This is a genomic window from Escherichia whittamii (genome assembly GCF_014836715.1).
GTDB classification, from domain to species: Bacteria; Pseudomonadota; Gammaproteobacteria; order Enterobacterales; family Enterobacteriaceae; genus Escherichia; species Escherichia whittamii.
The window spans coordinates 246,171-269,706 of sequence record NZ_JACSQI010000005.1; the positions used below are offsets into that span (position 1 = coordinate 246,171).

The window sequence follows — 23,536 nt, forward strand, 5'->3', positions numbered from 1 at the left end:
GATTTCAGGTAGAAGGATACGTAATGATACAACCTATTTCCGCCCCTCCCGGGCAACCACCGAGTCAGGGGGATAAACTGTCGTCTGGCGCAGGCAATCAGCCTTTATCCAGCTTGCAACGTACAGTGCTGGAAAGTTTGATGACCAAAGTGACTTCTCTGACGCAACAACAGAGCGCGGAATTGTGGGCCAGTATAAAGCACGATATCGGTCTGCCGGGTGATTCACCGTTACTTTCACGCAACTTCCCCGCCGCAGAACATAACCTTGCACAACGTTTACTGGCCGCGCAAGAAAGCCATTCTGTCCGCCAGCTTTTGGCTCAATTGAGCGAGTATTTACGGTTGGGGAATAATCGTCAGGCGGTTACAGATTACATCCGCCATAACTTTGGTCAGACGCCGCTGAATCAACTCTCACCGGAGCAATTAAAAACCGTCCTGACTCTGTTAAAGGAAGGGAAGATGGTTATCCCGCAGCCGCAACAGCGCCCGGCGACCGACCGTCCTTTGTTACCGGCAGAACACAATACACTCAAGCAACTGGTCACTAAACTCGCGGCGGCAACGGGAGAACCCAGCAAACAGATTTGGCAATCAATGCTGGAACTTTCTGGGGTAAAAAATGGTGAGTTGATCCCGGCAAAAATGTTTACCCACCTGGTTACCTGGTTGCAGGCACGTCAGGTGTTAAGTCAGCAAAATACACCGACGCTGGAATCACTTCAGATGGCGCTAAAACAGCCACTGGATGCCGGCGAACTGACGGTATTATCGACCTATGTTGAGCAAAAATATGGCCTTTCTGCGCAATCAGCCCTGACTTCCGCACAGGCCGAGGATATCCTCAACCAGCTTTATCAGCGGCGGGTGAATGGGACTGAACCGCGAGATATTCAACCGTTGCTCAATCCCTTTACGCCATTCATTAACACGATGCAAGAATTGGCAATGCGCCCCAGCCTGTGGATATTGTTGACCGCCATCATAGTGATATTAATCTGGTTATTGAGTTAACCACGACGAAATGACAGTATCGTCACGACAATCCCCAGCACCGCCGATATCGCCCCGGCAAGGAATACCGACGAATAGCCAAATGTGGTCGCCAGGACACCAGCCAGCGGCCCGGAAACACCGAGGGCGATATCCTGAAACGCCGCATAACCGCCGAGCGCAGTACCGCGAACCTGAGACGGAACGCGCTTAACGACTTCCACACCGAGCGCCGGGAAGATAAGTGAACACCCTGCCCCGGTTAGTGCCGCACCGGCTAATGCCACCCACGCGCCAGGCGCTTGCCAGAGCAGCAACAAACCGACCGTTTCGACCAGCAAAGAGACAAGCGCCACTTTCACGCCGCCAAAACGGTCTGGCATCCAGCCAAACATCACGCGCATCACGACAAATGCGCCGCCAAATGCGGTGAGCGTAAAACCAGCCATCGCCCATCCTTTGCTGGCAAAGTAGAGCGAAACAAAGGTCCCGATAACCGCAAAGCCAACGCCCTGAAGCGCCAGACCAAGACCCGGTTTCCAGATAAGCCCGACAACGCTCCACAGCGACGGACGTTCTCCCGCCATTGCCGGTACTTTGCGTACTGTGCCGTTACAAGCCCACGCCAGTAAAGGCAATGCCATTGTGGTAAGCGCCAGTGCGGCAAAACCGTAATGGCTATGAATCAACAAGCCAAGCGGTGCGCCCACCGCCAGTGCGCCATAAATCGCCATCCCGTTCCACGACATCACTTTGCCGGAGTGTTTCGGCCCGACAATGCCCAATCCCCAGGTCAAAGCCCCCGTAAGCAACTGACTTTCGCCAAAACCAAGAATCAAACGCCCGACGACCAGCAGGGCAAATTTAATCGGTGCGGAGACAGGCAATAGCGCCGCCAGCATCAGCGCGCCGCCAGCCAGACCACAGGCGAACATGCCCTGGAGAGCTGAACGTTTTGCGCCATATTGATCGGCCAGCCGCCCGGCGTAGCCACGCGTCAGCACTGTAGCCAGAAACTGAATACCGACGGCAATCCCGACCATGGTATTGCCATAGCCCAGTTCATGATGAACAAACAGCGGGATAACCGGCAACGGCAGCCCTACGGTCATGTAGGTTAGAAAAACCGCAAAAGCGATGCGGAAGAGCGAAAAATTGGCAGAAGATCGTGTTTCTGTTTGGCTTACAGCAGTCATGCATTACTCCAGAATGCAGCGCAAGGCGAGGTGTCTCCCCGTCTCATCTCTCTGGTTTTCAGGGTTACGGTGCGTTGGCAGGATTTAACGCGTACGTCTTTCTAGCAGGATATCGACAAAACGGGAAGTTTGCCTGGAACAGACGGCGATTGTCAATGATGTGAAAAGGGAACCATCAGGTTCCCTTTTACGTTAGTGCCGGATGCGGTATTGGTGCGTATCGTCGGATGCGACGCTGGCGCGTCTTATCCGACCTACTCCAAATTAATCTTTCAGTTTACGCATTACCAGCGTGGCGTTGGTGCCGCCAAAACCGAAGCTGTTAGACATAACGGTGGTCAGTTCGCGATCGGTCGTTTCGGTCACGATGTTCAGACCCGCAGCCTGCTCGTCCAGCTCTTCAATGTTGATGCTCGGGGCGATAAAGCCGTGTTCCAGCATCAGCAGAGAGTAGATAGCTTCCTGTACACCAGCAGCGCCCAGTGAGTGACCGGTCATTGCTTTGGTTGCAGAAATCGCCGGGCTCTTATCGCCGAACACTTCACGAATAGCCGCCAGCTCTTTCACGTCGCCAACCGGAGTCGAAGTACCGTGAGAGTTCAGGTAGTCAATTGGGGTATCAACACCGTGCATCGCCATCTTCATGCAGCGAACTGCACCTTCGCCAGACGGAGCAACCATGTCGGCGCCATCAGACGTTGCGCCGTAGCCAACGATTTCAGCGTAGATATGCGCACCACGTGCCAACGCGTGTTCCAGTTCTTCGACCACAACCATACCGCCGCCACCAGCGATAACGAAACCGTCACGGTTAGCGTCATAAGTACGGGAGGCTTTTTCCGGGGTGTCGTTGTATTTAGTAGACAGCGCGCCCATTGCGTCGAATTCGCAGGCCATTTCCCAGCACAGCTCTTCGCCGCCGCCAGCAAACACGATATCTTGTTTGCCCAGTTGGATCTGCTCTACTGCGTTACCGATACAGTGTGCGGAAGTTGCACATGCGGAGCTGATGGAGTAGTTAACACCGTGAATTTTAAACGGCGTGGCGAGGCAGGCAGAAACGCCAGATGCCATCGCTTTGGTGACCACATACGGGCCAACCGCTTTCAGGCCGCGCGGGCCGCGCATTGCGTCAGCGCCGAACACCTGAAAACGCGGGGAGCCGCCGCCGGAACCTGCAATCAGGCCAACGCGCGGGTTATTCTGGTAAGCTTCCGGGGAGAGGCCTGCATCTGCAATTGCCTGCTCCATAGAAAGGAATGCATAGATGGATGCGTCGCTCATAAAGCGCACAACTTTGCGGTCAATGAGGCCAGTGGTATCCAGTTTTACGTTGCCCCAGACGTGGCTACGCATGCCGGAATCCTTCAGCTCCTGAGAGAAAGTGATCCCTGAGCGTCCTTCACGCAGAGATGCCAGGACTTCCTGCTGGTTATTACCGATGCTGGAAACAATGCCCAGGCCAGTAATCACTGCACGTTTCATTCAATACCTCTGTAAGTCGCACATAGAGTAAGTTTCGAATGCACAATAGCGTACACTTGTACGCCGAACAAGTCCGATCAGCCAATTAATAGAGAAATTTGCGCAGCCTGGCACACATCGCTAAGATCGAGTCACCGCCTGTAAGACGAGTAACTTACGTGAAACACTACTCCATACAACCTGCCAACCTCGAATTTAATGCTGAGGGTACACCTGTTTCCCGAGATTTTGACGATGTCTATTTTTCCAACGATAACGGACTGGAAGAGACGCGTTATGTTTTTCTTGGGGGTAACCAATTAGAGGCACGCTTCCCCTGTCATCCACATCCTTTGTTTGTGGTAGGAGAAAGCGGCTTCGGCACCGGATTAAACTTCCTGACGCTATGGCAGGCATTTGCTCAGTTTCGCGAAGCGCATCCGCAGGCGCAGTTACAACGCTTACATTTCATTAGTTTTGAGAAATTTCCCCTCACTCGTGCTGATTTAGCGTTAGCGCACCAACACTGGCCAGAACTGGCGCCGTGGGCGGAACAGCTTCAGGCACAGTGGCCTTTACCCCTGCCCGGTTGCCATCGGTTATTGCTCGATGAAGGCCGCGTAACGCTGGATTTATGGTTTGGCGATATTAACGAACTGACCAGCCAACTGGACGATTCGCTGAATCAAAAAGTGGATGCCTGGTTTCTGGACGGCTTTGCGCCCGCGAAAAACCCGGATATGTGGACGCAAAACCTGTTTAATGCAATGGCCCGACTGGCGCGCCCTGGCGGCACGCTGGCAACCTTTACGTCTGCCGGTTTTGTCCGCCGTGGTTTGCAGGAAGCCGGATTCACGATGCAAAAGCGTAAGGGCTTTGGGCGCAAACGGGAAATGCTTTGCGGGGTGATGGAACAGGCATTACCACTCCCCTGCTCCACGCCGTGGTTTAACCGTACGGGCAGCAGCAAACGGGAAGCGGCGATTATCGGCGGCGGTATTGCCAGCGCGTTGTTGTCACTGGCGCTATTGCGTCGCGGCTGGCAGGTAACGCTTTATTGCGCGGATGAAGCCCCCGCGCTGGGTGCTTCCGGCAATCGTCAGGGAGCGCTGTATCCGCTCTTAAGTAAACACGATGAATCGCTAAACCGCTTTTTCTCTAATGCGTTTACTTTTGCTCGTCGGATTTATGATTTATTGCCCGTTAAATTTGATCATGACTGGTGCGGCGTCACGCAGTTAGGCTGGGATGAAAAAAGTCAGCACAAAATCGCACAGATGCTGTCGATGGATTTACCCGCAGAGTTGGCTGTTGCCGTTGAGGCAAATGAGGTTGAACAAATTACGGGCGTTGCGACCCATTGCGGCGGCATTACTTATCCGCAGGGTGGCTGGCTGTGTCCGGCGGAACTGACACGTAATGTGCTGGAACTGGCAGAACAGCAAGGTTTGCAGATTCATTATCAACATCAGTTACAAGATTTATCCCGTAAAGATGACTGTTGGTTGTTGAGTTTTAAGAATAATCAGCAAGCGACGCATAGCGTGGTGGTACTGGCGAACGGGCATCAAATCAGCCGTTTCAGCCAAACATCATCTCTGCCGGTATATTCGGTTGCCGGTCAGGTCAGCCATATTCCGACAACGCCGGAACTGGCGACGCTGAAGAAGGTGCTGTGCTATGACGGTTATCTCACGCCACAAAATCCGGCGAATCAGCACCATTGTATTGGTGCCAGTTACCATCGCGGTAGTGAAGAGACAGCGTACAGTGAGGAGGATCAGCAGCAGAACCGCCAGCGGTTGATTGATTGTTTCCCGCAAGCGCAGTGGGCGAAAGAAGTTGATGTCAGTGATAAAGACGCTCGTTGCGGTGTACGTTGTGCCACCCGCGATCATCTGCCAATGGTAGGCAATGTACCTGATTATGACGCAACACTCGCGGAATATGCCTCGCTGGCAGAACAAAAAGAAAACGCGGTCAGCGCACCAGTTTATACCGATCTCTTTATGCTAGCTGCTTTGGGTTCGCGTGGTTTGTGCTCTGCCCCGCTATGCGCCGAAATTCTGGCGGCGCAGATGAGTGAAGAACCAATTCCGATGGATGCCAGTACGCTGGCGGCGTTAAACCCGAATCGGTTATGGGTGCGGAAGTTATTGAAAGGTAAAGCGGTTAAGGTCGGGTAATCTGCTTTGGCATTATTTGTCGGATGCGGCGTGAGCGCCTTATCCGACCTACGTGTAACATGTAGGCCTAATAAAACGCGGTAAGCGTCGCATCAGGCATGGTGCAATCAATGTCGGATGCGGCGTGAACGCCTTATCCGACCTACGTGTAACCTGTAGGCCTGATAAGACGCGGTAAGCGTCGCATCAGGCATTATGCTCCAGACGCTAACAAATTACTGCTGTGAAGCCTGCTGAAACAGGTGTTCCCACATATCGGTTACCAGCGCCTGGTCACGCGGCGACAATTCACCCGCGCCAATGGCTTTTTCCAGACTCTGGCTAACGGTCGTGTGTACCGCCTGAGCGGAGTGGTCATCACCACTTTCCAGTTCTGCGATGGCTAATGTCAGGTGTCCACGCAAATACCCACTGGCAAACAACTCATCATCACTGGCATGGTCAACCATACCGTCGATTAATGCCAGAATGCGTGATTCAAACTCCGCGATCATCTTCTTTCCTCATTGTAAAACGTGGCGCTGGCTTTAGTTGAGCGCTTCCGGCCACGGGAACTGTTCCGCCGTAAGTTCCGGCGTGTGATAATAATTTTGTAATGCGTTTATGAAGCGTGCCGGACGTTCCGGAATGCCGTTTGCCAGATAATCCATCACCTGCGCATGTACCCGCCGCTGGAACACCACGCGATCCGGTTCGAAATCCCCTTCCAGATTGTCGCAACTGACGTTAAACGGATATCCCGCCGCCACGCAGAACAACCAGTCAAGCGCCTGCGGCTTAACTTCAACATCTTCAAACTGGCTTTGCGTTTGGGCATCGCGTCCGTCCGGGCAATACCAGTAGCCGAAGTCAACCAGCTCACGGCGCGCTTTCCCGGCAATGCACCAGTGCGAAATCTCATGGATGGCGCTGGCATAAAAGCCATGAGCGAAGACGATTCGGTTATACGGTACTTCCGCATCAGCAGGAAGATAGATCGGTTCGTCGTCGCCTTTAATCAGACGGGTATTAAATTCATCGGCAAAGCAGCTATTAAAAATTTCAATCAACTGCTCGTAGTGGTGTGTAGTGTTCATTAGTTCATCCCCAACCAGTGGAGGATCTCCTGTCCATGGCTATCATAAAGTAATTTGGCACTCATCACCGCCGAGACGATTACGATCATCGGGCGGATCAGCTTTTGTCCTTTGCTCAACACCAGTCTTGAACCCATACGTGCGCCGAGGAACTGCCCCACCAGCATCACGAATCCCGTTGCCCAGATCACTTTGCCGCCGAGAATAAACAGCAGCAAACCGCCGATGTTTGAAGTCGCGTTGAGTAATTTTGCGTGGGCAGTGGCTTTGGCAAGGTTGAATCCGCACAGCGTAACGAAGGCCAGCGCATAAAACGATCCTGCTGCCGGACCAAAGAATCCGTCATAAAAACCGACGCAGCCACCGGCAATTAACGCGAAGGGCAAACCGTACATCCGGCGCTGGCGATCTTCTTCTCCCAGTTTGGGCATCAATAAGAAATAGAGGCCGATGCAAATCACCAGGATGGGCAATATCTGCCGTAATATATCGGCCTGAACATATTGCACCAGCAGTGCGCCGCTCATTGAGCCAACAAAGGTCATGGCGATATTGAGTTTTTGGTCGCTTAAACTGACGACTTTGCGGCGAATAAAATAGATAGTGGCCGAGATTGAGCCACCACAAGCTTGCAGTTTATTGGTTGCCAGCGCGTTAGCTGGAGACATCCCCGCCGCCATTAACGCCGGAATGGTAAGTAACCCACCACCACCGGCAATCGAGTCGATAAATCCCGCCAGCATGGCGACAAAAAAGAGGACTCCCAGCAACAGCGGGGAAACCATAAACAGGCTATTAAACGTTTCCATTAGATCACGTGCTCATCCAGTAGCGCCTGGCAGGAAGGCGGCAACGGAGGCGGTGTCTTCTTCTCAGGCTTTGTTGTTCCCGGTTTTGGAGGTTCAAACCAGCTTTGCAGTTCTGCCCCGCAACCATCGCCCGGTGGCGGTAAAGGTTGATCTTCACACTCCAGACTATCGGCAGGACAACGTAATCGTACATGCATATGTGCGCGATGCTGGAACCAGGGTCGCACTTTTCGTAACCAGTCGCGATCGGTACCCGCATCAAGGCAAAGTTGTTGTTTAATCGCCGGATTAACAAAAATGCGCGTTACGTCTTTGTCCTGGGCGGCGAGTTTGATCAAGCTGAAAATTTCCGGCTTCCACAGCGTGGGGACAACGCGTTTACCGTCGCGGGAAACCAGATCTAATGCCTGCGGGCGCAAGAGCTGCGCGGAGGTCCAGCGTGTTTTTGGCAGTTGCAGGAAGATATCGACATCCAGCCCGGTCTGGTGGCTGGCGTGACCGCCGTTGAAACGCCCACCAGCGGGCATTCCCATATCGCCAATCAGCACCGTACCCAAGCCCAGATTGTTCACCTGGCTACTCAGACGCTGAATAAACATCACCAGATCCGGGTGACCGAAATAGCGACGCTGATCGGTACGCATGACCTGATAATGTTCGGACTGTATCGGCAACGTGTCAGCGCCGACGATACAACCATTAGAAAAACTACCTATCGATTGTGCGCTACCCGGCACAGGTTGGGTTATTTTTTGCCACGGCGTCGCTGCCTGGCTGACGCTACTGGCAAGCAGGGCCAGTAGCGCAATCGCGGTTTTGTTCATGTTTTACCAGCGTGGAATATCAGTCTTCACATCGGCATTTTGCGCCCGCTGCCGTAACAGGTGATCCATTAAAACGATTGCCAGCATCGCTTCTGCGATTGGCACGGCGCGGATCCCGACACAGGGATCGTGGCGACCTTTAGTGATCATCTCAACTTCTTCGCCAAAGCGGTTGATCGTGCGCCCAGGCACGGTAATGCTGGAGGTCGGTTTCAGCGCCATATGGGCAATGATTTGCTGCCCGCTGCTGATACCGCCAAGAATGCCGCCTGCATGGTTGCTCTGAAAACCTTCTTTGGTGATTTCGTCGCGGTTCTGGCTGCCACGCAGCGCCACCACGTCAAAACCATCGCCAATTTCCACACCTTTCACCGCGTTGATGCTCATCAGCGCATGAGCAATGTCGGCATCCAGACGATCAAATACCGGTTCGCCAAGTCCTGCGGGTACGCCACTTGCCACCACAGTGACTTTCGCGCCGATGGAGTCACCCTCTTTTTTCAGCGCGCGCATCAGTTCATCTAACGCGTCGATTTTGTCCGGGTCTGGGCAGAAGAACGGATTTTGTTCAACCTGCGACCAGTCTTTGATTTCCAGGGGAACGTCACCCATCTGGGTCAGGCAGCCGCGAATTTCGATGCCAAATTTCTCAGCGAGATATTTTTTGGCAATCGCCCCTGCCGCAACGCGCATGGCGGTTTCGCGGGCGGAGGAGCGTCCACCGCCGCGATAGTCGCGCAGACCGTATTTTTGTTCGTAGGTGTAATCGGCATGGCCTGGACGGAAAACGTCTTTAATTGCGCTGTAATCCTGGGAACGCTGATCGGTGTTTTCGATCAGCAGGCCAATACTTGTACCAGTGGTAACACCTTCAAAAACGCCGGAGAGAATTTTTACCTGATCCGGTTCACGACGCTGGGTGGTATAGCGCGAGGTCCCAGGGCGACGACGGTCGAGATCATGTTGCAGATCCGCTTCCGTCAGCGGAATTCCTGGCGGAACACCATCGACGATGCAGCCGAGCGCCAGCCCGTGCGATTCGCCGAAGGTGGTTACGCGAAAGAGTTGTCCAATTGTGTTTCCAGCCATCACGGCTCCGTTATTGTTGTGTTTGCATTTTTTACTCTAAATAATTCAAGTTGCAGGAAGGCGACAAGTGAGTGAATCCCCAGGAGCTTACAGAAGTAAGTGACTGGGGTGAACGAGCGCAGACGCAGCACATGCAACTTGAAGAATGACGAGTAAATTTAATCTTTATAAATTCCAAAATGTTCCCGTGCCGCAATAAGCTGCGCTTTAGTGAGCATAAACACACCATCGCCGCCGTTATCAAACTCCAGCCAGGTGAACGGAACATCCGGATATTGTTCCATAAGATGTACCATGCTGTTGCCCACTTCACAAATCAGCACGCCATCATCAGCAAGGTAATCTGCCGCGTTACCGAGAATGCGGCGCGTCAGTTTCAGGCCGTCAGTGCCAGATGCCAGGCCCAGTTCCGGCTCGTGACGATATTCGTTTGGCAGGTCGGACATATCTTCCGCATCAACATACGGCGGGTTAGTGACGATCAGGTCGTACTGCACTTTCGGCAAGTCACGGAACAGATCGGAACGAATCGGAATGACGTTGTGGATCAGACCATGTTCTTCGATGTTCTGTTCGGCTACCGCCAGCGCGTCGGGAGAGATATCTACCGCGTCGACTTCCGCTTCCGGGAAGGCATAAGCGCAGGCAATGGCGATGCAACCGCTACCAGTGCACATATCCAGAATATGTTGCGGTTGCTTGCTGATAAGTCCGGCAAACTTATTGTTGATCAGTTCACCAATCGGTGAGCGCGGCACCAGCACGCGTTCATCGACGTAAAATTCATGGCCGCAGAACCAGGCTTTGTTGGTCAGATAGGCCACCGGAACGCGATCGTTGACGCGGCGGATCACACGCTCAACAATACGGTGTTTTTCGCTGGAGGTCAGGCGGGCGTTGCGCATATCTTCCGGAATATCCAGCGGCAGATAGAGCGATGGCAATACCAGTTGCACCGCTTCATCCCACGGGTTGTCGGTGCCGTGGCCGTACCAGATATTTGCCGCGCTGAAGCGGCTAACCGACCAGCGCAACATGTCCTGAATGGTTTGCAGCTCATTTACTGCTTCATCAACGAAAATTTTATCCACGTATTCCTCCAGGGCATGGTCGCATTAATTTCGGCGGCTAGTTTGCCATGAAGATGACGATAAATCAGCATTCACGCGGCGATGACGCAGGAAAAATACGTTTTGACCGATCGATTGCGCTGCGAGTCGGGTAAACTGTAGGAAAATTAAAACAGAGATACATAAATGAAAAAGAAAACAACACTCAGCGAGGAGGACCAGGCACTGTTTCGCCAGTTGATGGCGGGCACTCGCAAGATTAAGCAGGACACAATTGTCCACCGACCGCAGCGTAAAAAAATCAGCGAAGTGCCGGTGAAGCGGTTGATTCAGGAACAGGCTGATGCCAGTCATTATTTCTCCGATGAGTTTCAACCGTTATTAAATACCGAAGGTCCGGTTAAATATGTCCGCCCGGATGTGAGCCATTTTGAGGCGAAGAAACTGCGTCGTGGTGATTATTCACCAGAGCTGTTTTTAGATTTGCATGGTCTGACGCAATTGCAAGCCAAACAAGAGTTAGGCGCATTGATCGCCGCCTGCCGCCGTGAGCATGTGTTTTGTGCCTGCGTGATGCATGGTCATGGTAAGCATATTTTAAAACAGCAAACGCCGCTGTGGCTGGCGCAACATCCGCATGTGATGGCGTTTCACCAGGCACCGAAAGAGTACGGCGGAGATGCGGCGTTGTTAGTGTTGATTGAAGTGGAAGAGTGGCTGCCGCCAGAGTTGCCCTGAATGGTAAAAGCCGGATGCGGCGTAAACGCCTGATCCGGCCTACTTGCTACAACTCGTTCAATATGTACTGGAATCGACAGGTAGAATCGATGGGCTGCCTGCTACTGGTATCGACACGCACGATCATATCGTGCAGTTGCTTATCCGTAATCGGATGCCGGTTTGGCGTGACAGTGACTTCCGCCTTATCACAACCGGTCGCAGTAAAGGTAATCATCTGCGCGACCCAGCGGCAGTAACCTCCGGTTTCATTCATCTGCGAGCTATCACACAATTTTCCATCTTTCATCAAATAGGTTGAAAGTGTTTTCTCAACCACCTCGCCCGTCGACTGCAAAGTGAGAAGTTTCGACTTATTGACATAGCTCTCATCCCATGAAATATCATAAGGCGTAACAGAAACGGTCGGGCAGACCGTGGCGTAACCATTCGGCCCCGGGTATGACAGGCCTCCTTGATACGCAGGTAAAGTAACTACGTCGTTCATAACCACCAGCCACGGACAATAAAAATAAGATTCAATATCCGCAGAGACAATAATTTCAAAGGTAAGCTGTCCGCAGTCCCATCCAGAAGGTAGTCCCGGACATAAAGACTTATTGAGATTTTGCCTGAAGCTTAACAATTTAACCGAAGGTGCTGGAGGGGGGCCACTCCAACTGACATTGCTCAAATAATCGCCAGTACGCAACACGCCATCGCTTTTATATTCACCATCATAGACCCCCGAAGGCATCATTATTTTCAGGTTAAAGAACATAGCAGACAGTGGATTTTCGCTATTACCGTAGTATAAATCAACGCTATGCCCCGCAGTCAGACCTTCCGTGGCGCACATCAACATCACCAGGCAGCACAACCATCGTAGTATTCTCATTTTAAATGTACTCAAATGTTGCAGTCAGAGAGGCAGTAAACTCCCCCATCGTTACTTCACGACCGCTTTTCGCCTGTAACCAGGCATTAAAATTAAGATTGTTATTGCCGTTACTGAGCAAGAAAGTCACTCCGGTTGTGTTGTTGACCGGCACTGGAGTTCCATCCGTTTTTTCCATGCCAATCCCCACGCCCTGTGCAGCAGATGAGGCATCCAGCGCCAAAAAACCGGGCTGTTCTGCATCTTCTGTCCCTGTCAGCGTTACCCTTACTTCATATTGCGCAGGCCCCTTACAATCCTTAAGTTGAAATACAACGGGTACCCGCGCCGATTGCCCGATAACCATTAAATCTTTGCGGCTCACCGTAGGAAAATGCACTTCAGCCAGAACCTCCCCCTGCACCACCAACGTGCAAGATTTACTGAGTAAATTACCGTAGAAATGTAAGTTTTCCGCCGCTGATGCGCAGGGTGACAGCAACACAACGCCCAGAACCGTTGCAGAGTGAAATGTTTGTTTCAGGTTCATTGGTAATCCACCTGTAATGTTGCGTAAGCAGAGAATGTCCCATCGCTAAGATCTGCATTAGTGGCTTTTACCGGGACGGCTTGCAGTGTCGGCGGATTTTCAGGATTGATTTTCAGCGGCGTACCCAGCTTAAATGGCTGGTGATTTTGCTGAAGTTCAATACCTAACCCTGTTACGTCTGTCTCGATGGCGGCATCATCATAGCTTGTTTGGCTTCCCATCCAGGTTAGCGTCATCTCCCAGGCATCGTCACGAATATCGGGGTCGCATGAGATCGTGTAGGGTACCTCCTGGCGGAAATTATCACCGTTAATATCGTCAATAATCACATTACGAAACTCGACTTCGATTGTCTTGCCGTCGCTAATGGTGCAAGCAGGCGGCGCAACCAACGTACCGTGAAATGAGATGTCGTTATCGGCTGCCAGGGCACTACCGACACAGCCACACAATAAGCAAAACGCAAATCGTTTCATTGATAGTCAACCACCATGGTCATCGTTGCGCTAAATTCTGATGCAGTGAGTTGCGCACCGTTTTGTTTCACCGGGACGGCTTCCAGGGTCGGCAAGCTACCAATGTTAAATGGCATCCAGTGGCCGCTATCGAGAACAAAAAGAGAATGATCGGCCGCATTCTGTACCCGAATACCAAAACCATTAATGCCGGTACTGAGCACCGTTTCGCCGTTAATGGTGCTGGTTGTTCCTTGTAACTGCATTTGCAGATCGTTGGAGGAGCTGTTTTGACAGTTCAGGGTGTAAGCCACTGGCTGTCGATAGCTGGCACCATCAATGTTTTTAATAAGCACATTGCCAAACTCAACCGCACTGCCCTTCACTGAACAGGGTGGCGGCGCATCCACTAACACGCGCAGCGTTAACTCTACGGATTTACTGCCAGCCATCGCCGGTAAACTACCGACGCTGCACATCAGCAAACAGACCGCAGTCGAGGCTAAACAAGATCCTTTCATCGGGGCGCTCCTGCCATCAGCCTTTGCGGCTCTGCTCTGCATCTACCTGGCAACTATTACCATTACACGTGAAGATCAGCGGCAACCGCGCACCGTAGTCGTTGACGTAAGTCAGCACAGGAACGGTGTCCATCTTCACATTCAGTGGCGCGGACGTTTTCGGCGACATCACCAGCGGCGTAAAGCCGACTGACGGATTGCCATTTTTCTGCGTACTGGCGTTGCTGATAATGACGTAATATGGCGTCGGATTATTGACGGTGAAGGCCTGACCATTACGGGTTAACGTCACCTTGTGCTGCCACGGATCTCTCATGTTGATTTCTGCCAACGCCTTCGGTCGCCAGAACAGTTTGATCCGCGTTTGCAGTGCAATTTGCAGTGTGTTGGGTTTGTTAGATTTTGGCGGGATTTCGCGCACGTTGAAGTAGAACATGCTCTCACGGTCAGCGGGCAATTTATTGATATCCGGCATTCCCTGGACTTTTACCTGACCATTCATCATCGCATCAATACGCTGTACCGGCGGCAGTACCGTCAAAGGCGAGCTGATTTTGTTGCCCTTTTCGTCTTCTATCCAGCTTTGCGCCAGGTACGGTAGCTTAGAGTCATTGTTGCGCAAAGTTACGCTGATGGATTTGTCGCTTTCATTGAAGATTAAACGAGTGCGGTCGGGCGTCACCGATGCATGAGCGGCGAAGCTGACGGCGATCGCCAGCGCCGGAACAACCATTTTTATTGTAGGAGTCAAAGTAGTAAACATGGATCATTCCTTAATCACGTTATTGGTTTATTGAAATTGAGGTTGGCGCTGCTGTAGGAGTCACCTGCTGCGTCTGTTCATTAATCACCGGTTTTACTTTCACAGGAGTGGCAGGCCCCACAGTACCTTTTTGTTGACACGGCAGTAACAGGCCGTTGAACAGGTCGGCAGGAAGCGGGTCCGGCAGCAAGATCTCACAGTGGGACGCCCCATTCCATGAAACACTCATACGTTCGCCAGCGTTTACCCCAGCCAGATAGACGTTGCCGCCATCGTCAACCAGGCCGACCTGCTGGTCGTGTTCATTTTTCACTTCTGCGCCAAATGGCGGATAACTGCCATCGCTCAGGCGCAGAATAGCCATCGCCTTTTGCCCACTGATAACCGCAAATTTACGGTAGCCAATCGCCCCTTCGGTTAGCGTCGCCTGCACCACTGACTGGGTGGCTTCAGCGTTTTCCGGTAGTTTTGTGATGTCGATGTTGGCCTGATTACGGTAGTAGTTATTGACGTCTGCAACAACCGCTTTACCAAACATGTTGGTGTAAACCGCTGAACCGTTACCTTCGACCGGTACATCAGCCACGCCATCAGCGTCTATAAGCAGGCGCGTCCCCCCCATGTTTTGAGTACGATGCAACGCGCCACCGTGCGCAGTTAGCGTGGCCCCGCCTTGCAGCGACAGCCCGGCAGAAGTGTACTGCCCTTCATGGTAGTTGGCGCTAAGGTCCACCTTCGCCATTGAACCGTCATGGCTGTAATAGCCATCTACGCTAGAGTGATTTTCACTGGCGCCAACGTTTATCTGATAGTGACTGGCATCATCAATACGGTTGAAGTACCCCACCTGACTGCTGTCTGAACCGCTACCGTAATTGCCGTTGTAACTCACGGTGCTGTTATCGCCCCACGGCATACTTAAGGAGATATAAACGCCTTTATCGGCGCTGTTGTCATACTCGTAACGATAACCGGTCAGAGAAATACTCATGTTACGAATGCCGCCCATGTTGAAATAATGGGAAAGCATTACGTTGTAGTTGGTCTGCTCCTCGCGGTCCCAGTATGTATGGCGCGTATAGTTCAGATAAACAGAAACACCGATATCTCTGAAGTTCTGGTTATAGGTGGCGGTGTACATCTCTTTATCGTTGCCGGAGCGCACCATATTGCTGTCATTGGCGTCAAGATATTCGCTCATGGTCATAAAGTTCTCTTCCGAGAAGCGGTATCCGGCGAAGGTGACGCGGCTATTTAGTTCATCAAAGTCTTTAGAGTAACTGACCCGGAAGGAGTTACCGTCAAGTGTGCTTTTTCCGTAAGCGGTCGAATCGTCAAGCCGGGTATGCGAATGGGTGATATCAAAGGCCATCGCCCCGAAAATGGAGAGGTCGCGCCCTACGCCAAGTGCGACTGACTGATAATTTTCATCGCCCAGCGCCCCGCCGTACAGCGACCAGCCGTTGGCTATCCCCCAGGAGGCTTCCCCACCTGAGAAGAATCCCCCGTTCACATGGTGTCCCCACTCCTGCGGACGCCCCATCATCACTTTGTAGCGAACCTGGCCGGGGCGAGTCAGGAACGGCATGGAGGCGGTGCTGATGTCGTATTCCTGCACCTGCCCGTTCAGTTCTTCAATGCGCACATGCAGCGTACCGGAGGTAAATTCCCCAAGATCCTGAATACGAAATGGCCCGGCAGGCACCTGGGTTTCATAGATCACATGGCCCTCCTGGCTGACGGTGACTTTTGCCGACGTATGCGCCACGCCGGAAATATCCGGGGCATAACCGCGCAGGTTCGGCGGCAGCATTTGATCGTCAGTGCTGATGCTACCGCCAATGTAGTTAAAGCCATCGAAAATATCGGAGTTGAGGTAGTCTTCACCTAACGACAGTTTGGCTTTCAGGCTCGGTAACGCGCGCCATGCGTAGTAACGACTCCAGTCCCAGTTTTTCTCGGTGCTGTTATCGGTTTCTTCATCGTTACTGCGGGTATGCTGATAATCGCTCTGCCAGTCGGCTCGCAAGCGCCAGGGCCCGAGGTTAACCCCAACCGTACCGTTGCCGCTGATCTCGTTAGAGTCATCACCACCATTTTCTTCGTGTCGTGTTTGTGCGTTGATGCTGTAGTCCGCGATGACTCCGGAGATGCCATCATCCCAGCGTGAAGGCGGGTCCCAGTCAATATCGGTATATTCGAGATAAGCTTGTGGTAATGAAATGATTAACGCCGACTGACTCAGGTCAGCTTTAATGTCCATCCCTTCCAGTTGGCCGGGTTTCAGGCATTTACCGTCGTGACTCCATTGCAGATTTTTCGCCACGTCTTCTTTTAAACCAAACTGCGCCACCAATTCTGGTGTCAGGCAAGCATAGGTTTTGCTCGCGTCATCTTCGCCAGCATACCAGTAAATATCGTACTCTTCCGCCAATGGCTGTTTATTTAGTTGAACCTGTAAATTGTATTTTCCGGGTTCTACATACCCCTGGCTGGAAAAACGCTTCAGATCAATTTTTGTGTCGCCTTTTAATTCCAGAAAACGGGAATCAAACTGAATGTCGTCTTCAGCCCAGACACTGCTATAACTTCCTGACATTGCCAGCGCAATGCACCATGGAAGTATCCGTAATCGAAAAAGAGAATGGTCAGGCATACACGTTTCTATCCGTTTTTATTCTTGTTCGGTCAAAATCCATTTAAATCCCCCATAGCAGTGTCGCTATGGGGGTATGCCTTACAGGTAAGTAATCTGGAAGGTGGTATTTGCTTCGAAATTACCCAGATCTGGCGCATCCGCAGCACCCACCAGCCAGGCTTTAAAGTTCAGAGTCTGCTTCGCTTTGCCTTTGTTGGTAGAAGTATCTTTTACGATTGCCTGGTCGATGCCCATGCCACTTTTGTAAGAGGTACCCTGAGCGTCACCAATCGCCAGGCTGACATTGTTAAATGCCGCGCCAGTGTCAGTATTGTAAATAGTGTAGTAATTGCCGCTGTTGGCAGAGGACACGTTACCGGTGAAGGTCGTGGTCATGGTTGTCTGAGTGTCAAACACACAGTCTTGCAGATGGATCTGGAAATTTTTTGGTGTGGAAGTCCCGTTGTTTTTCAGGATCCCCGAACCAATGTCACCCATATCGACTTCCAGTTTGTGATCATCAGGAACGATGGAGCACGGGGAATCTTCAATGGTGCCGTAGAAACGTGCAGTACCGTTGTTGCCAGCAGCGATTGTTGAAGTAGAAGCGAACGCCCCCATTACCATTGTTGCAGCAATAGCTGTTTTTACAAACTTACTCATTATTTGTCCTTAAACCATAAATAATTAAAAATATAAACATTGCAATACATTGATTCAGTCAATAGCAATTATTTATACCCAGCCATTGAATAAGCTATCCGATCTAACTAACAAGAAAATAGGTCGCATAAGAAGATATTCTTTGGTGTGGGTGGATGGTGATATTTTCAGGAACGCAATACAAATTAAATTTACTAACGATTGAATGTAGAGTTTCTTAATATATAAAAAACAGCACCCATTTATCAGGATAATCTTATAAAAGTCCAATAAAATGGTTAAAAAGCATTACTGGCATACCAAAAACAAATACCATTTGTTCATAAAACAGACAAAGAAAAATAACTGGATTGTAATTCTATTTTTGGTGAAATATAATATTTAAACGCTACAAGCAATATAAAATTAAGACTAAATAATATCTTTACCTATTCCTTTTATATGTTTCGTTAGTTCAGATATGCGAAAAAACACCCACCATTAAATGAGTGGCATGGTCTATCCACAGAGCGGAATATTTCAAATAAAAATTTATACGCGGATACGATTTTCACTCAACATGCTACCATTGAAGCGCACCGACTCCATCAGCGATATTGAATAAATTCATCGTATTGCAAGAAGGCAGATGCCCGGTGTAAACCTTACATCGGGCATCTTTTCAAACGAATCAGATAGCTTTCGCCACCTTCAAATTACACGGGCTCATCTGCCAGTTGAATGTGCCGTTTCCGCTTTCATCAAGCGTTACGCTGGCAATGGCCGAGGGGGTAAACATAGGCGGCGTTTCGCCCGGACATAACTCGGCGACCAGATACCCGACTAACGGTAAATGGGAGATAACCAACACCGAAGCAACACCTTCATTGGTCAACGCCTGCAAATAGGCACTGACCAGACCAACATCGCCGCAGGGCGTTAACTCCGGCAGAACTTCTGCACTGGAAGGCAGGTTCAGACAATCCCCTACTTCCTCCAGTGTTTGCTCGGCTCGCAGGAACGGGCTCACCAGAACGCGTTCGATTTCCACTTTTTGACCTTTCAGCCAGTTCGCCATCAGGCGAGATTCGTCACAACCGTTAGTGGTCAGGGGACGAACCGAATCACTGGCGGCATCGAGGGCTGCGTCGCCGTGACGCATGATAAAAACTTGCATATTGCACCGCTTTTGTTAACCAGATTCGCCCGTCTTCTTTCATCTGAAACTAAAAAAAGAAAACGGTGGCCGGCATTGTGCCTTATCCATTCACCGAATGAAACGCTGTTTTTTACCTCAATGGCGTAAGTATAGTCAACATGCGTTTACATATTGACCAACACGCCGCCACTCAGCGCGGATTCATATAGCTTTGACCCTTTTAATGAGGGTCAGTTGCACTTGTTTTCCAAAAACTTTCCCCACGCTCGCCCATCTCGACTAAACGCTCGCAAGGGGTGAAACGAGAACCATACTGCGTGGCCAGCCGTTGCATTATTGCAACCACTTTCCCCGCACCGAGAGCATCGATATAGCGGAATGGGCCACCAAGAAACGGCGGAAAACCTATTCCAAATACCGCGCCAATATCCCCGTCACGCACACTTCGGATAACCTGCTCGTCCAGACAACGTACTGCTTCATTCAGCATCAACATCACACACCGTTCAGCAACCTGCGGTGCGGAGAGTCGCCCCTGCCCTTGCGCACCAATTAGCGGGTAAATGGCAGGATCGACCTGTTTTTTGCTTTTACGCCCTTTTTGGCCATAAAGATAGAAACCTCGGCCATTTTTTCTGCCTTTGCGATCATCATTCAAAATTGAAGAAACAACATTTGCAGGTGCGCTAAAACGTTCTCCATAAGTAGCTTCCAGTACAGGAATAATTTTAGTCCCGGTATCAATTCCTACCTCATCCAAAAGTTGGATTGGCCCCACCGGAAAACCAAACTTCACCAGTGCGGCATCAATCTGCTCAACACGTTCACCTTCGGTCAACATGCGGATAGCTTCGTTAATATAAGGCGCTAAGATGCGATTGACATAAAACCCGGCTTTATCCTTTACCACAATCGGCGTTTTGCCCTGTTTTTTCGCCAGTTTTACCGTGGTGGCGATGGTTTGCGCCGATGTCCCCGCATGAGGAATGATCTCCACCAGCGGCATTTTTTCTACCGGGCTGAAGAAATGCAGACCGATAATTTGCTCTGGTCGCGTGGCGTGAGCGGCGATATCGCCAATCGGTAAAGATGAAGTATTCGAAGCAAAGATGGTATGAGCGGCGCAATTTTGCTCCACTTCCGCCACCATCTTTTGTTTTAATTCGAGATTTTCAAACACCGCTTCAATAATCAGATCGCGATGGGCAAAGCCGCGATAATCCGTCGTTCCCGAAATTAATGCCAGTTGTTTGTCACGTTCGCTGGCTTTGAGATGTCGGCGACGCACTTTGCCCTCCAGCTGATCCCAACTGTATTTCAGCGCATGATTTATGCCCTGGGCATTGATATCTTTAATTCTTACCGGCAGACCCGCTTTACAGGCAGTAACGTAGGCAATTCCACCGCCCATCAAGCCACCACCTAAAATCCCCACGCTGTTTAATGGCGCAGGCGGAGCATCACTGCCGGGATCTTTCTTCACTTCAGTACTGGCAAAAAAGATACTACGCAAAGCCTGCGATTGCGGCGTCATCGCCAGTTCACCAAACGCCCTGGCTTCGGCGTCATAGCCACTGCTGGTCCCCTGCGCTAATCCGGTTTCAATAACGTCAAGGATGCGTTTTGTCGCCGGATAGTTACCCTGAGTTTTCTGCTCGGTTTTCTTGCCTACCATTTTGAACAGCAGTGCACGACCTAACGGTCCTGCCAGAATACGCTCGCGTACAGGTAGAGGGCGGGAAGATGGACGATCCTGCTTCGCCAGCTCAACTGCGGCTTCCAGTAAAATGGAGTGCGGAACGACGTCATCCACCAGCCCCAGCTTTAATGCCTGTTTCGCCCGAAGTTGTTTTCCGGTGAGGATCATCTCTAATGCTGTGCTGACGCCTGTCAGGCGCGGTAAACGCTGAGTACCGCCTGAACCGGGTAACAATCCAAGTTGTACTTCCGGCAAACCGAGGACAGTTTTAGGATCGTCAGTACAGACGCGGCCATGACACGCCAGCGCCAACTCCAGCCCGCCCCCCAGGCAGGCACCGTGAATAGCGGCAATAACCGGAACTGGCAGAGCATGAATCTCCGCCATCAACTGTTGCCCCTGCCGCGCCAGTGCTTCCGCTTCTTGCGCCGTTTTGCAGTTGCCGATCATGTTGATATCTGCGCCAGCGATAAAGTTGTCTGGTTTCGCAGAGATAAACACCACACCACGCAGATCTTTGTTTTCGCGGAGTTGCTTAATAATGGCGCGCACCTGCGAGGCAAATTCCGCCTTCAGGGTGTTCATTTTCTCGCCGGGAACGTCGATGGTGATGATGGCAATATTGTCCAGACGGACATTAAGAGTAAACGCTGATGCCATTTCCATTATTCCGCCTCCAGAACCATTGCCGCACCAAGCCCACCTGCGGCACAGGCGGTCACCAAACCAAATCCACCGCCACGACGGCGAAGTTCGTGTAAGGTCTGAGTAATCATCCGCGCGCCGGTCGCCGCGAAGGGATGCCCGTAAGCAATCGAGCCGCCAAGCACGTTAAATTTGCTATCGTCCACTTCTCCTGTGGCATGTGCACGACCCAGTACGTCGCGAGCAAAACGTTCGCTGCCAAGCAGCTGAATATTGGCCAGAGTCTGGGCGGCAAACGCTTCGTGCATATCAATCAACGTCAGATCGGCCATTGTCAAACCAGCACGTTCCAACGCCAGCGGTGTTGACCAGGCCGGGCCGAGCAGCATGTCCTGCCAGACATCAATAGCGGTAAATGCGTAGCTACGCAGGTATCCCAGCGGTATCAGCCCTAATTCTTTCGCCCGGGATTCAGTCATCAGGATCACCGCTGCCGCGCCATCGGTCAGCGGCGTACTGTTTGCCGCCGTTACCGTTCCGTGTTTACGATCAAACGCCGGGCGCAGCTTTGCGTAATCGGCAAGCGTGGAATTGCCGCGAATATTATTATCTTCCGCGAGAGGCTGTTTATAAGGCGGGATATACGCGGTCATGACTTCTTCATTTAATTTACCGTCTGACCATGCCTGGGCAGCACGCTGATGCGAACGGTGGGCCAACGCATCTTGCTGTTCACGGGTGATGCCATACGTTTTCGCCATTTGTTCGGCGGTGTCGCCCATCCGTAATCCGGTGGAATACTCCGCCACCGCAGGCGGTACGGGCATTAAGTCACGCAAACGCAGGCGAGAAAAGAGTTTCAGGCGCTGGCTCATGGTTCGAACTTTGTTGACATCCACCAGCACGCGCGCCAATTTTTTACTGACGCCAATTGGCAATACCGAAGAGGAATCTGCCCCACCGGCAATCCCCGCTCGAATAGTTCCCGCCATCAGGCTTTCAGCAACGTTCGCGACGGCCTGGAAACTGGTAGCGCAAGCGCGGCTGACGCTGTAAGCATCGGTATGCACATTCATTCCAGTACCGAGAACAATTTCACGCGCAATATTGGGCGCTTCTGGCATTTGCACAACCTGGCCGAAGACCAGTTGCTCAATCACTTCTGCGGGAATTTCGCTGCGTGCCAGCAATTCACCTACGACCATCTTCCCCAAATCAACAGCAGGAATGCCATGAAAAGCCGTCGCCTGGCGGGCAAAAGGCGTACGTAACCCGCTAACGATAGCGATACGATCGCCCTGACGGGTAACCAGCGGTAAAACCTGACCCATAACACTCCCCTGTAAAAAAATATATAAAGTGGTCTGACCTGATCATAGTCTTAACTATTTTTTTACATTTAGCCAAGCGGAGAAAAAGGAAAGTGAGAGCTATGACACACTGAAGACAGGAGAAAGAAAAGAAAACGCCCCTGCCTGTTGCTGGCAGGGGCGTATGTACCCGAGAGGAATTAACGCAGACCCAGCTGGAAGATCAGCATTTCAGCTTCGCAGGCAAAAGTGAAATCGATATCCAGGCGCACACCATCAGACTCTTCAGTGAAGGTCGGGGTGATTTTGCACGGTTCGGATTCCACGCTACGGGCTTTTTCAGTCAGCGCCGCCAGCGTTTGTTCTGCTTCTGCGCGGTTTGCAAACACACGGCTGTAAGACGCGGTGCAATCGGAGTTGTCCATAATGGTGCCAACATCCATACAGCAGCAAACCGGGGTTTCATCAGCACTACATTTACTCATCGTTGATTTCCTCTGTATGTGCACCCAAGGTGCCAGATAAACGTTGCGGATATTTTACGCTTCTGAAAAGTGCCACTCCAGTTGTTAATTCTGCAAAATCGGATAAGCGACCGAAATCACACTTAAAAATGATCTAAAACAAAATTCACCCGAATCCATGAGTGCGCCACCTCCAAATTTTGCCAGCTGGATCGCGTTTCTTAGATCATATTTGAAAAAATATAGAAACATACTTGCAACATCCCATCTGGTCCGACCTATACTCTCGCCACTGGTCTGATTTCTAAGATGTACATCAGACCCTACACTTCGCGCTCCTGTTACAGCACGTAACATAGTTTGTATAAAAATAAATTATTGAGGTTA

General features: G+C 51.3%; 22 protein-coding genes. 3 read left to right on the plus strand and 19 right to left on the minus strand.

The genetic code is table 11. The features are described from left to right. The first annotated feature begins 23 nt into the window (after positions 1 to 23). Positions 24 to 1,016: a flagella biosynthesis regulator Flk gene (gene flk, locus H9644_RS10695; protein ID WP_064526512.1), complete on the plus strand. Its 993-nt coding sequence runs from the start codon at positions 24 to 26 to the stop codon at positions 1,014 to 1,016. On the opposite strand, the gene H9644_RS10700 is transcribed toward flk, so the two are convergent. Beyond that, positions 1,013 to 2,191: an MFS transporter gene (locus tag H9644_RS10700; protein WP_105288998.1), complete on the minus strand. Its 1,179-nt coding sequence runs from the start codon at positions 2,189 to 2,191 to the stop codon at positions 1,013 to 1,015. The genes flk and H9644_RS10700 overlap by 4 nt on opposite strands. A 264-nt stretch (positions 2,192 to 2,455) precedes the next feature. Then, a complete protein-coding gene (gene fabB, locus H9644_RS10705) occupies positions 2,456 to 3,676 on the minus strand; it encodes a beta-ketoacyl-ACP synthase I (RefSeq protein WP_130236950.1) in 1,221 nt (406 codons plus the stop codon). A gap of 158 nt (positions 3,677 to 3,834) precedes the next feature. Between fabB and mnmC the strand changes: the two genes are divergently transcribed. Beyond that, positions 3,835 to 5,841, plus strand: coding sequence for a bifunctional tRNA (5-methylaminomethyl-2-thiouridine)(34)-methyltransferase MnmD/FAD-dependent 5-carboxymethylaminomethyl-2-thiouridine(34) oxidoreductase MnmC (gene mnmC / locus H9644_RS10710; protein WP_191774509.1), 2,007 nt, complete (start codon positions 3,835 to 3,837; stop codon positions 5,839 to 5,841). A 215-nt stretch (positions 5,842 to 6,056) separates the two neighbouring features. Here the strand turns inward: mnmC and H9644_RS10715 are convergent, their stop codons facing one another. The 6 genes from H9644_RS10715 to prmB all read right to left on the minus strand — a co-directional run bounded on the left by H9644_RS10715 (position 6,057) and on the right by prmB (position 10,730). Next, a complete protein-coding gene (locus H9644_RS10715) occupies positions 6,057 to 6,335 on the minus strand; it encodes a YfcL family protein (protein ID WP_000559761.1) in 279 nt (92 codons plus the stop codon). 33 nt (positions 6,336 to 6,368) lie between these two features. Further along, positions 6,369 to 6,917, minus strand: coding sequence for an elongation factor P hydroxylase (epmC, locus tag H9644_RS10720; protein WP_064526500.1), 549 nt, complete (start codon positions 6,915 to 6,917; stop codon positions 6,369 to 6,371). Then, on the minus strand, positions 6,917 to 7,726 hold the full coding sequence (locus H9644_RS10725; protein ID WP_064526496.1) for a sulfite exporter TauE/SafE family protein: 810 nt from the start codon (positions 7,724 to 7,726) through the stop codon (positions 6,917 to 6,919). The genes epmC and H9644_RS10725 overlap by 1 nt, the downstream gene beginning before the upstream one ends. After that, positions 7,726 to 8,550, minus strand: a complete 825-nt coding sequence (mepA, locus tag H9644_RS10730) for a penicillin-insensitive murein endopeptidase (RefSeq protein ID WP_064526493.1) — start codon at positions 8,548 to 8,550, stop codon at positions 7,726 to 7,728. The genes H9644_RS10725 and mepA overlap by 1 nt, the downstream gene beginning before the upstream one ends. 3 nt (positions 8,551 to 8,553) lie before the next feature. After that, positions 8,554 to 9,639, minus strand: coding sequence for a chorismate synthase (gene aroC, locus H9644_RS10735; protein ID WP_191774513.1), 1,086 nt, complete (start codon positions 9,637 to 9,639; stop codon positions 8,554 to 8,556). Between the two features lie 158 nt (positions 9,640 to 9,797). Then, positions 9,798 to 10,730 carry a 50S ribosomal protein L3 N(5)-glutamine methyltransferase gene (prmB, locus tag H9644_RS10740; RefSeq protein ID WP_064526487.1) on the minus strand — a complete coding sequence of 311 codons (933 nt, stop codon included), beginning with the start codon at positions 10,728 to 10,730 and terminating at the stop codon, positions 9,798 to 9,800. Positions 10,731 to 10,895: 165 nt separating this feature from the next. On the opposite strand from prmB, the gene smrB reads away from it, so the two are divergent. After that, positions 10,896 to 11,447, plus strand: a complete 552-nt coding sequence (smrB, locus tag H9644_RS10745) for an endonuclease SmrB (protein WP_000730806.1) — start codon at positions 10,896 to 10,898, stop codon at positions 11,445 to 11,447. A 46-nt stretch (positions 11,448 to 11,493) separates the two neighbouring features. On the opposite strand, the gene H9644_RS10750 is transcribed toward smrB, so the two are convergent. The 11 genes from H9644_RS10750 to H9644_RS10800 form a co-directional block, all read right to left on the minus strand. Next, the gene (locus H9644_RS10750; protein ID WP_191774514.1) at positions 11,494 to 12,324 is read right to left on the minus strand and encodes a StfH/YfcO family fimbrial adhesin; all 831 of its coding nucleotides are present in this window, start codon (positions 12,322 to 12,324) and stop codon (positions 11,494 to 11,496) included. Between the two features lies 1 nt (position 12,325). After that, positions 12,326 to 12,853: a fimbrial protein gene (locus H9644_RS10755; protein WP_191774516.1), complete on the minus strand. Its 528-nt coding sequence runs from the start codon at positions 12,851 to 12,853 to the stop codon at positions 12,326 to 12,328. Further along, entirely contained in the window at positions 12,850 to 13,329 is a 480-nt protein-coding gene (locus H9644_RS10760; protein WP_191774523.1) for a fimbrial protein, read from the minus strand. Before H9644_RS10760 ends, H9644_RS10755 begins: the two co-directional genes overlap by 4 nt. After that, positions 13,326 to 13,829 carry a fimbrial protein gene (locus H9644_RS10765; RefSeq protein WP_404825874.1) on the minus strand — a complete coding sequence of 168 codons (504 nt, stop codon included), beginning with the start codon at positions 13,827 to 13,829 and terminating at the stop codon, positions 13,326 to 13,328. The genes H9644_RS10760 and H9644_RS10765 overlap by 4 nt, the downstream gene beginning before the upstream one ends. Before the next feature lie 16 nt (positions 13,830 to 13,845). Beyond that, complete coding sequence (locus H9644_RS10770; RefSeq protein ID WP_225221382.1) at positions 13,846 to 14,562, minus strand: fimbria/pilus periplasmic chaperone; 717 nt, start codon at positions 14,560 to 14,562, stop codon at positions 13,846 to 13,848. 49 nt (positions 14,563 to 14,611) lie between these two features. After that, on the minus strand, positions 14,612 to 17,248 hold the full coding sequence (locus H9644_RS10775) for a fimbrial biogenesis outer membrane usher protein (RefSeq protein ID WP_191774527.1): 2,637 nt from the start codon (positions 17,246 to 17,248) through the stop codon (positions 14,612 to 14,614). An 81-nt stretch (positions 17,249 to 17,329) separates the two neighbouring features. Continuing rightward, positions 17,330 to 17,893: a fimbrial protein gene (locus H9644_RS10780; RefSeq protein WP_191774528.1), complete on the minus strand. Its 564-nt coding sequence runs from the start codon at positions 17,891 to 17,893 to the stop codon at positions 17,330 to 17,332. A gap of 670 nt (positions 17,894 to 18,563) precedes the next feature. After that, positions 18,564 to 19,049, minus strand: a complete 486-nt coding sequence (sixA, locus tag H9644_RS10785) for a phosphohistidine phosphatase SixA (RefSeq protein ID WP_191774529.1) — start codon at positions 19,047 to 19,049, stop codon at positions 18,564 to 18,566. Between the two features lie 202 nt (positions 19,050 to 19,251). Beyond that, positions 19,252 to 21,396 (minus strand): fatty acid oxidation complex subunit alpha FadJ, encoded by a 2,145-nt coding sequence (gene fadJ, locus H9644_RS10790; RefSeq protein WP_191774530.1) that lies wholly within the window; start codon positions 21,394 to 21,396, stop codon positions 19,252 to 19,254. Next, the gene (fadI, locus tag H9644_RS10795; protein WP_191774531.1) at positions 21,396 to 22,706 is read right to left on the minus strand and encodes an acetyl-CoA C-acyltransferase FadI; all 1,311 of its coding nucleotides are present in this window, start codon (positions 22,704 to 22,706) and stop codon (positions 21,396 to 21,398) included. The genes fadJ and fadI overlap by 1 nt, the downstream gene beginning before the upstream one ends. 179 nt (positions 22,707 to 22,885) lie before the next feature. Continuing rightward, positions 22,886 to 23,170, minus strand: a complete 285-nt coding sequence (locus H9644_RS10800; protein WP_001296261.1) for a YfcZ/YiiS family protein — start codon at positions 23,168 to 23,170, stop codon at positions 22,886 to 22,888. Positions 23,171 to 23,536 lie beyond the last annotated feature (366 nt).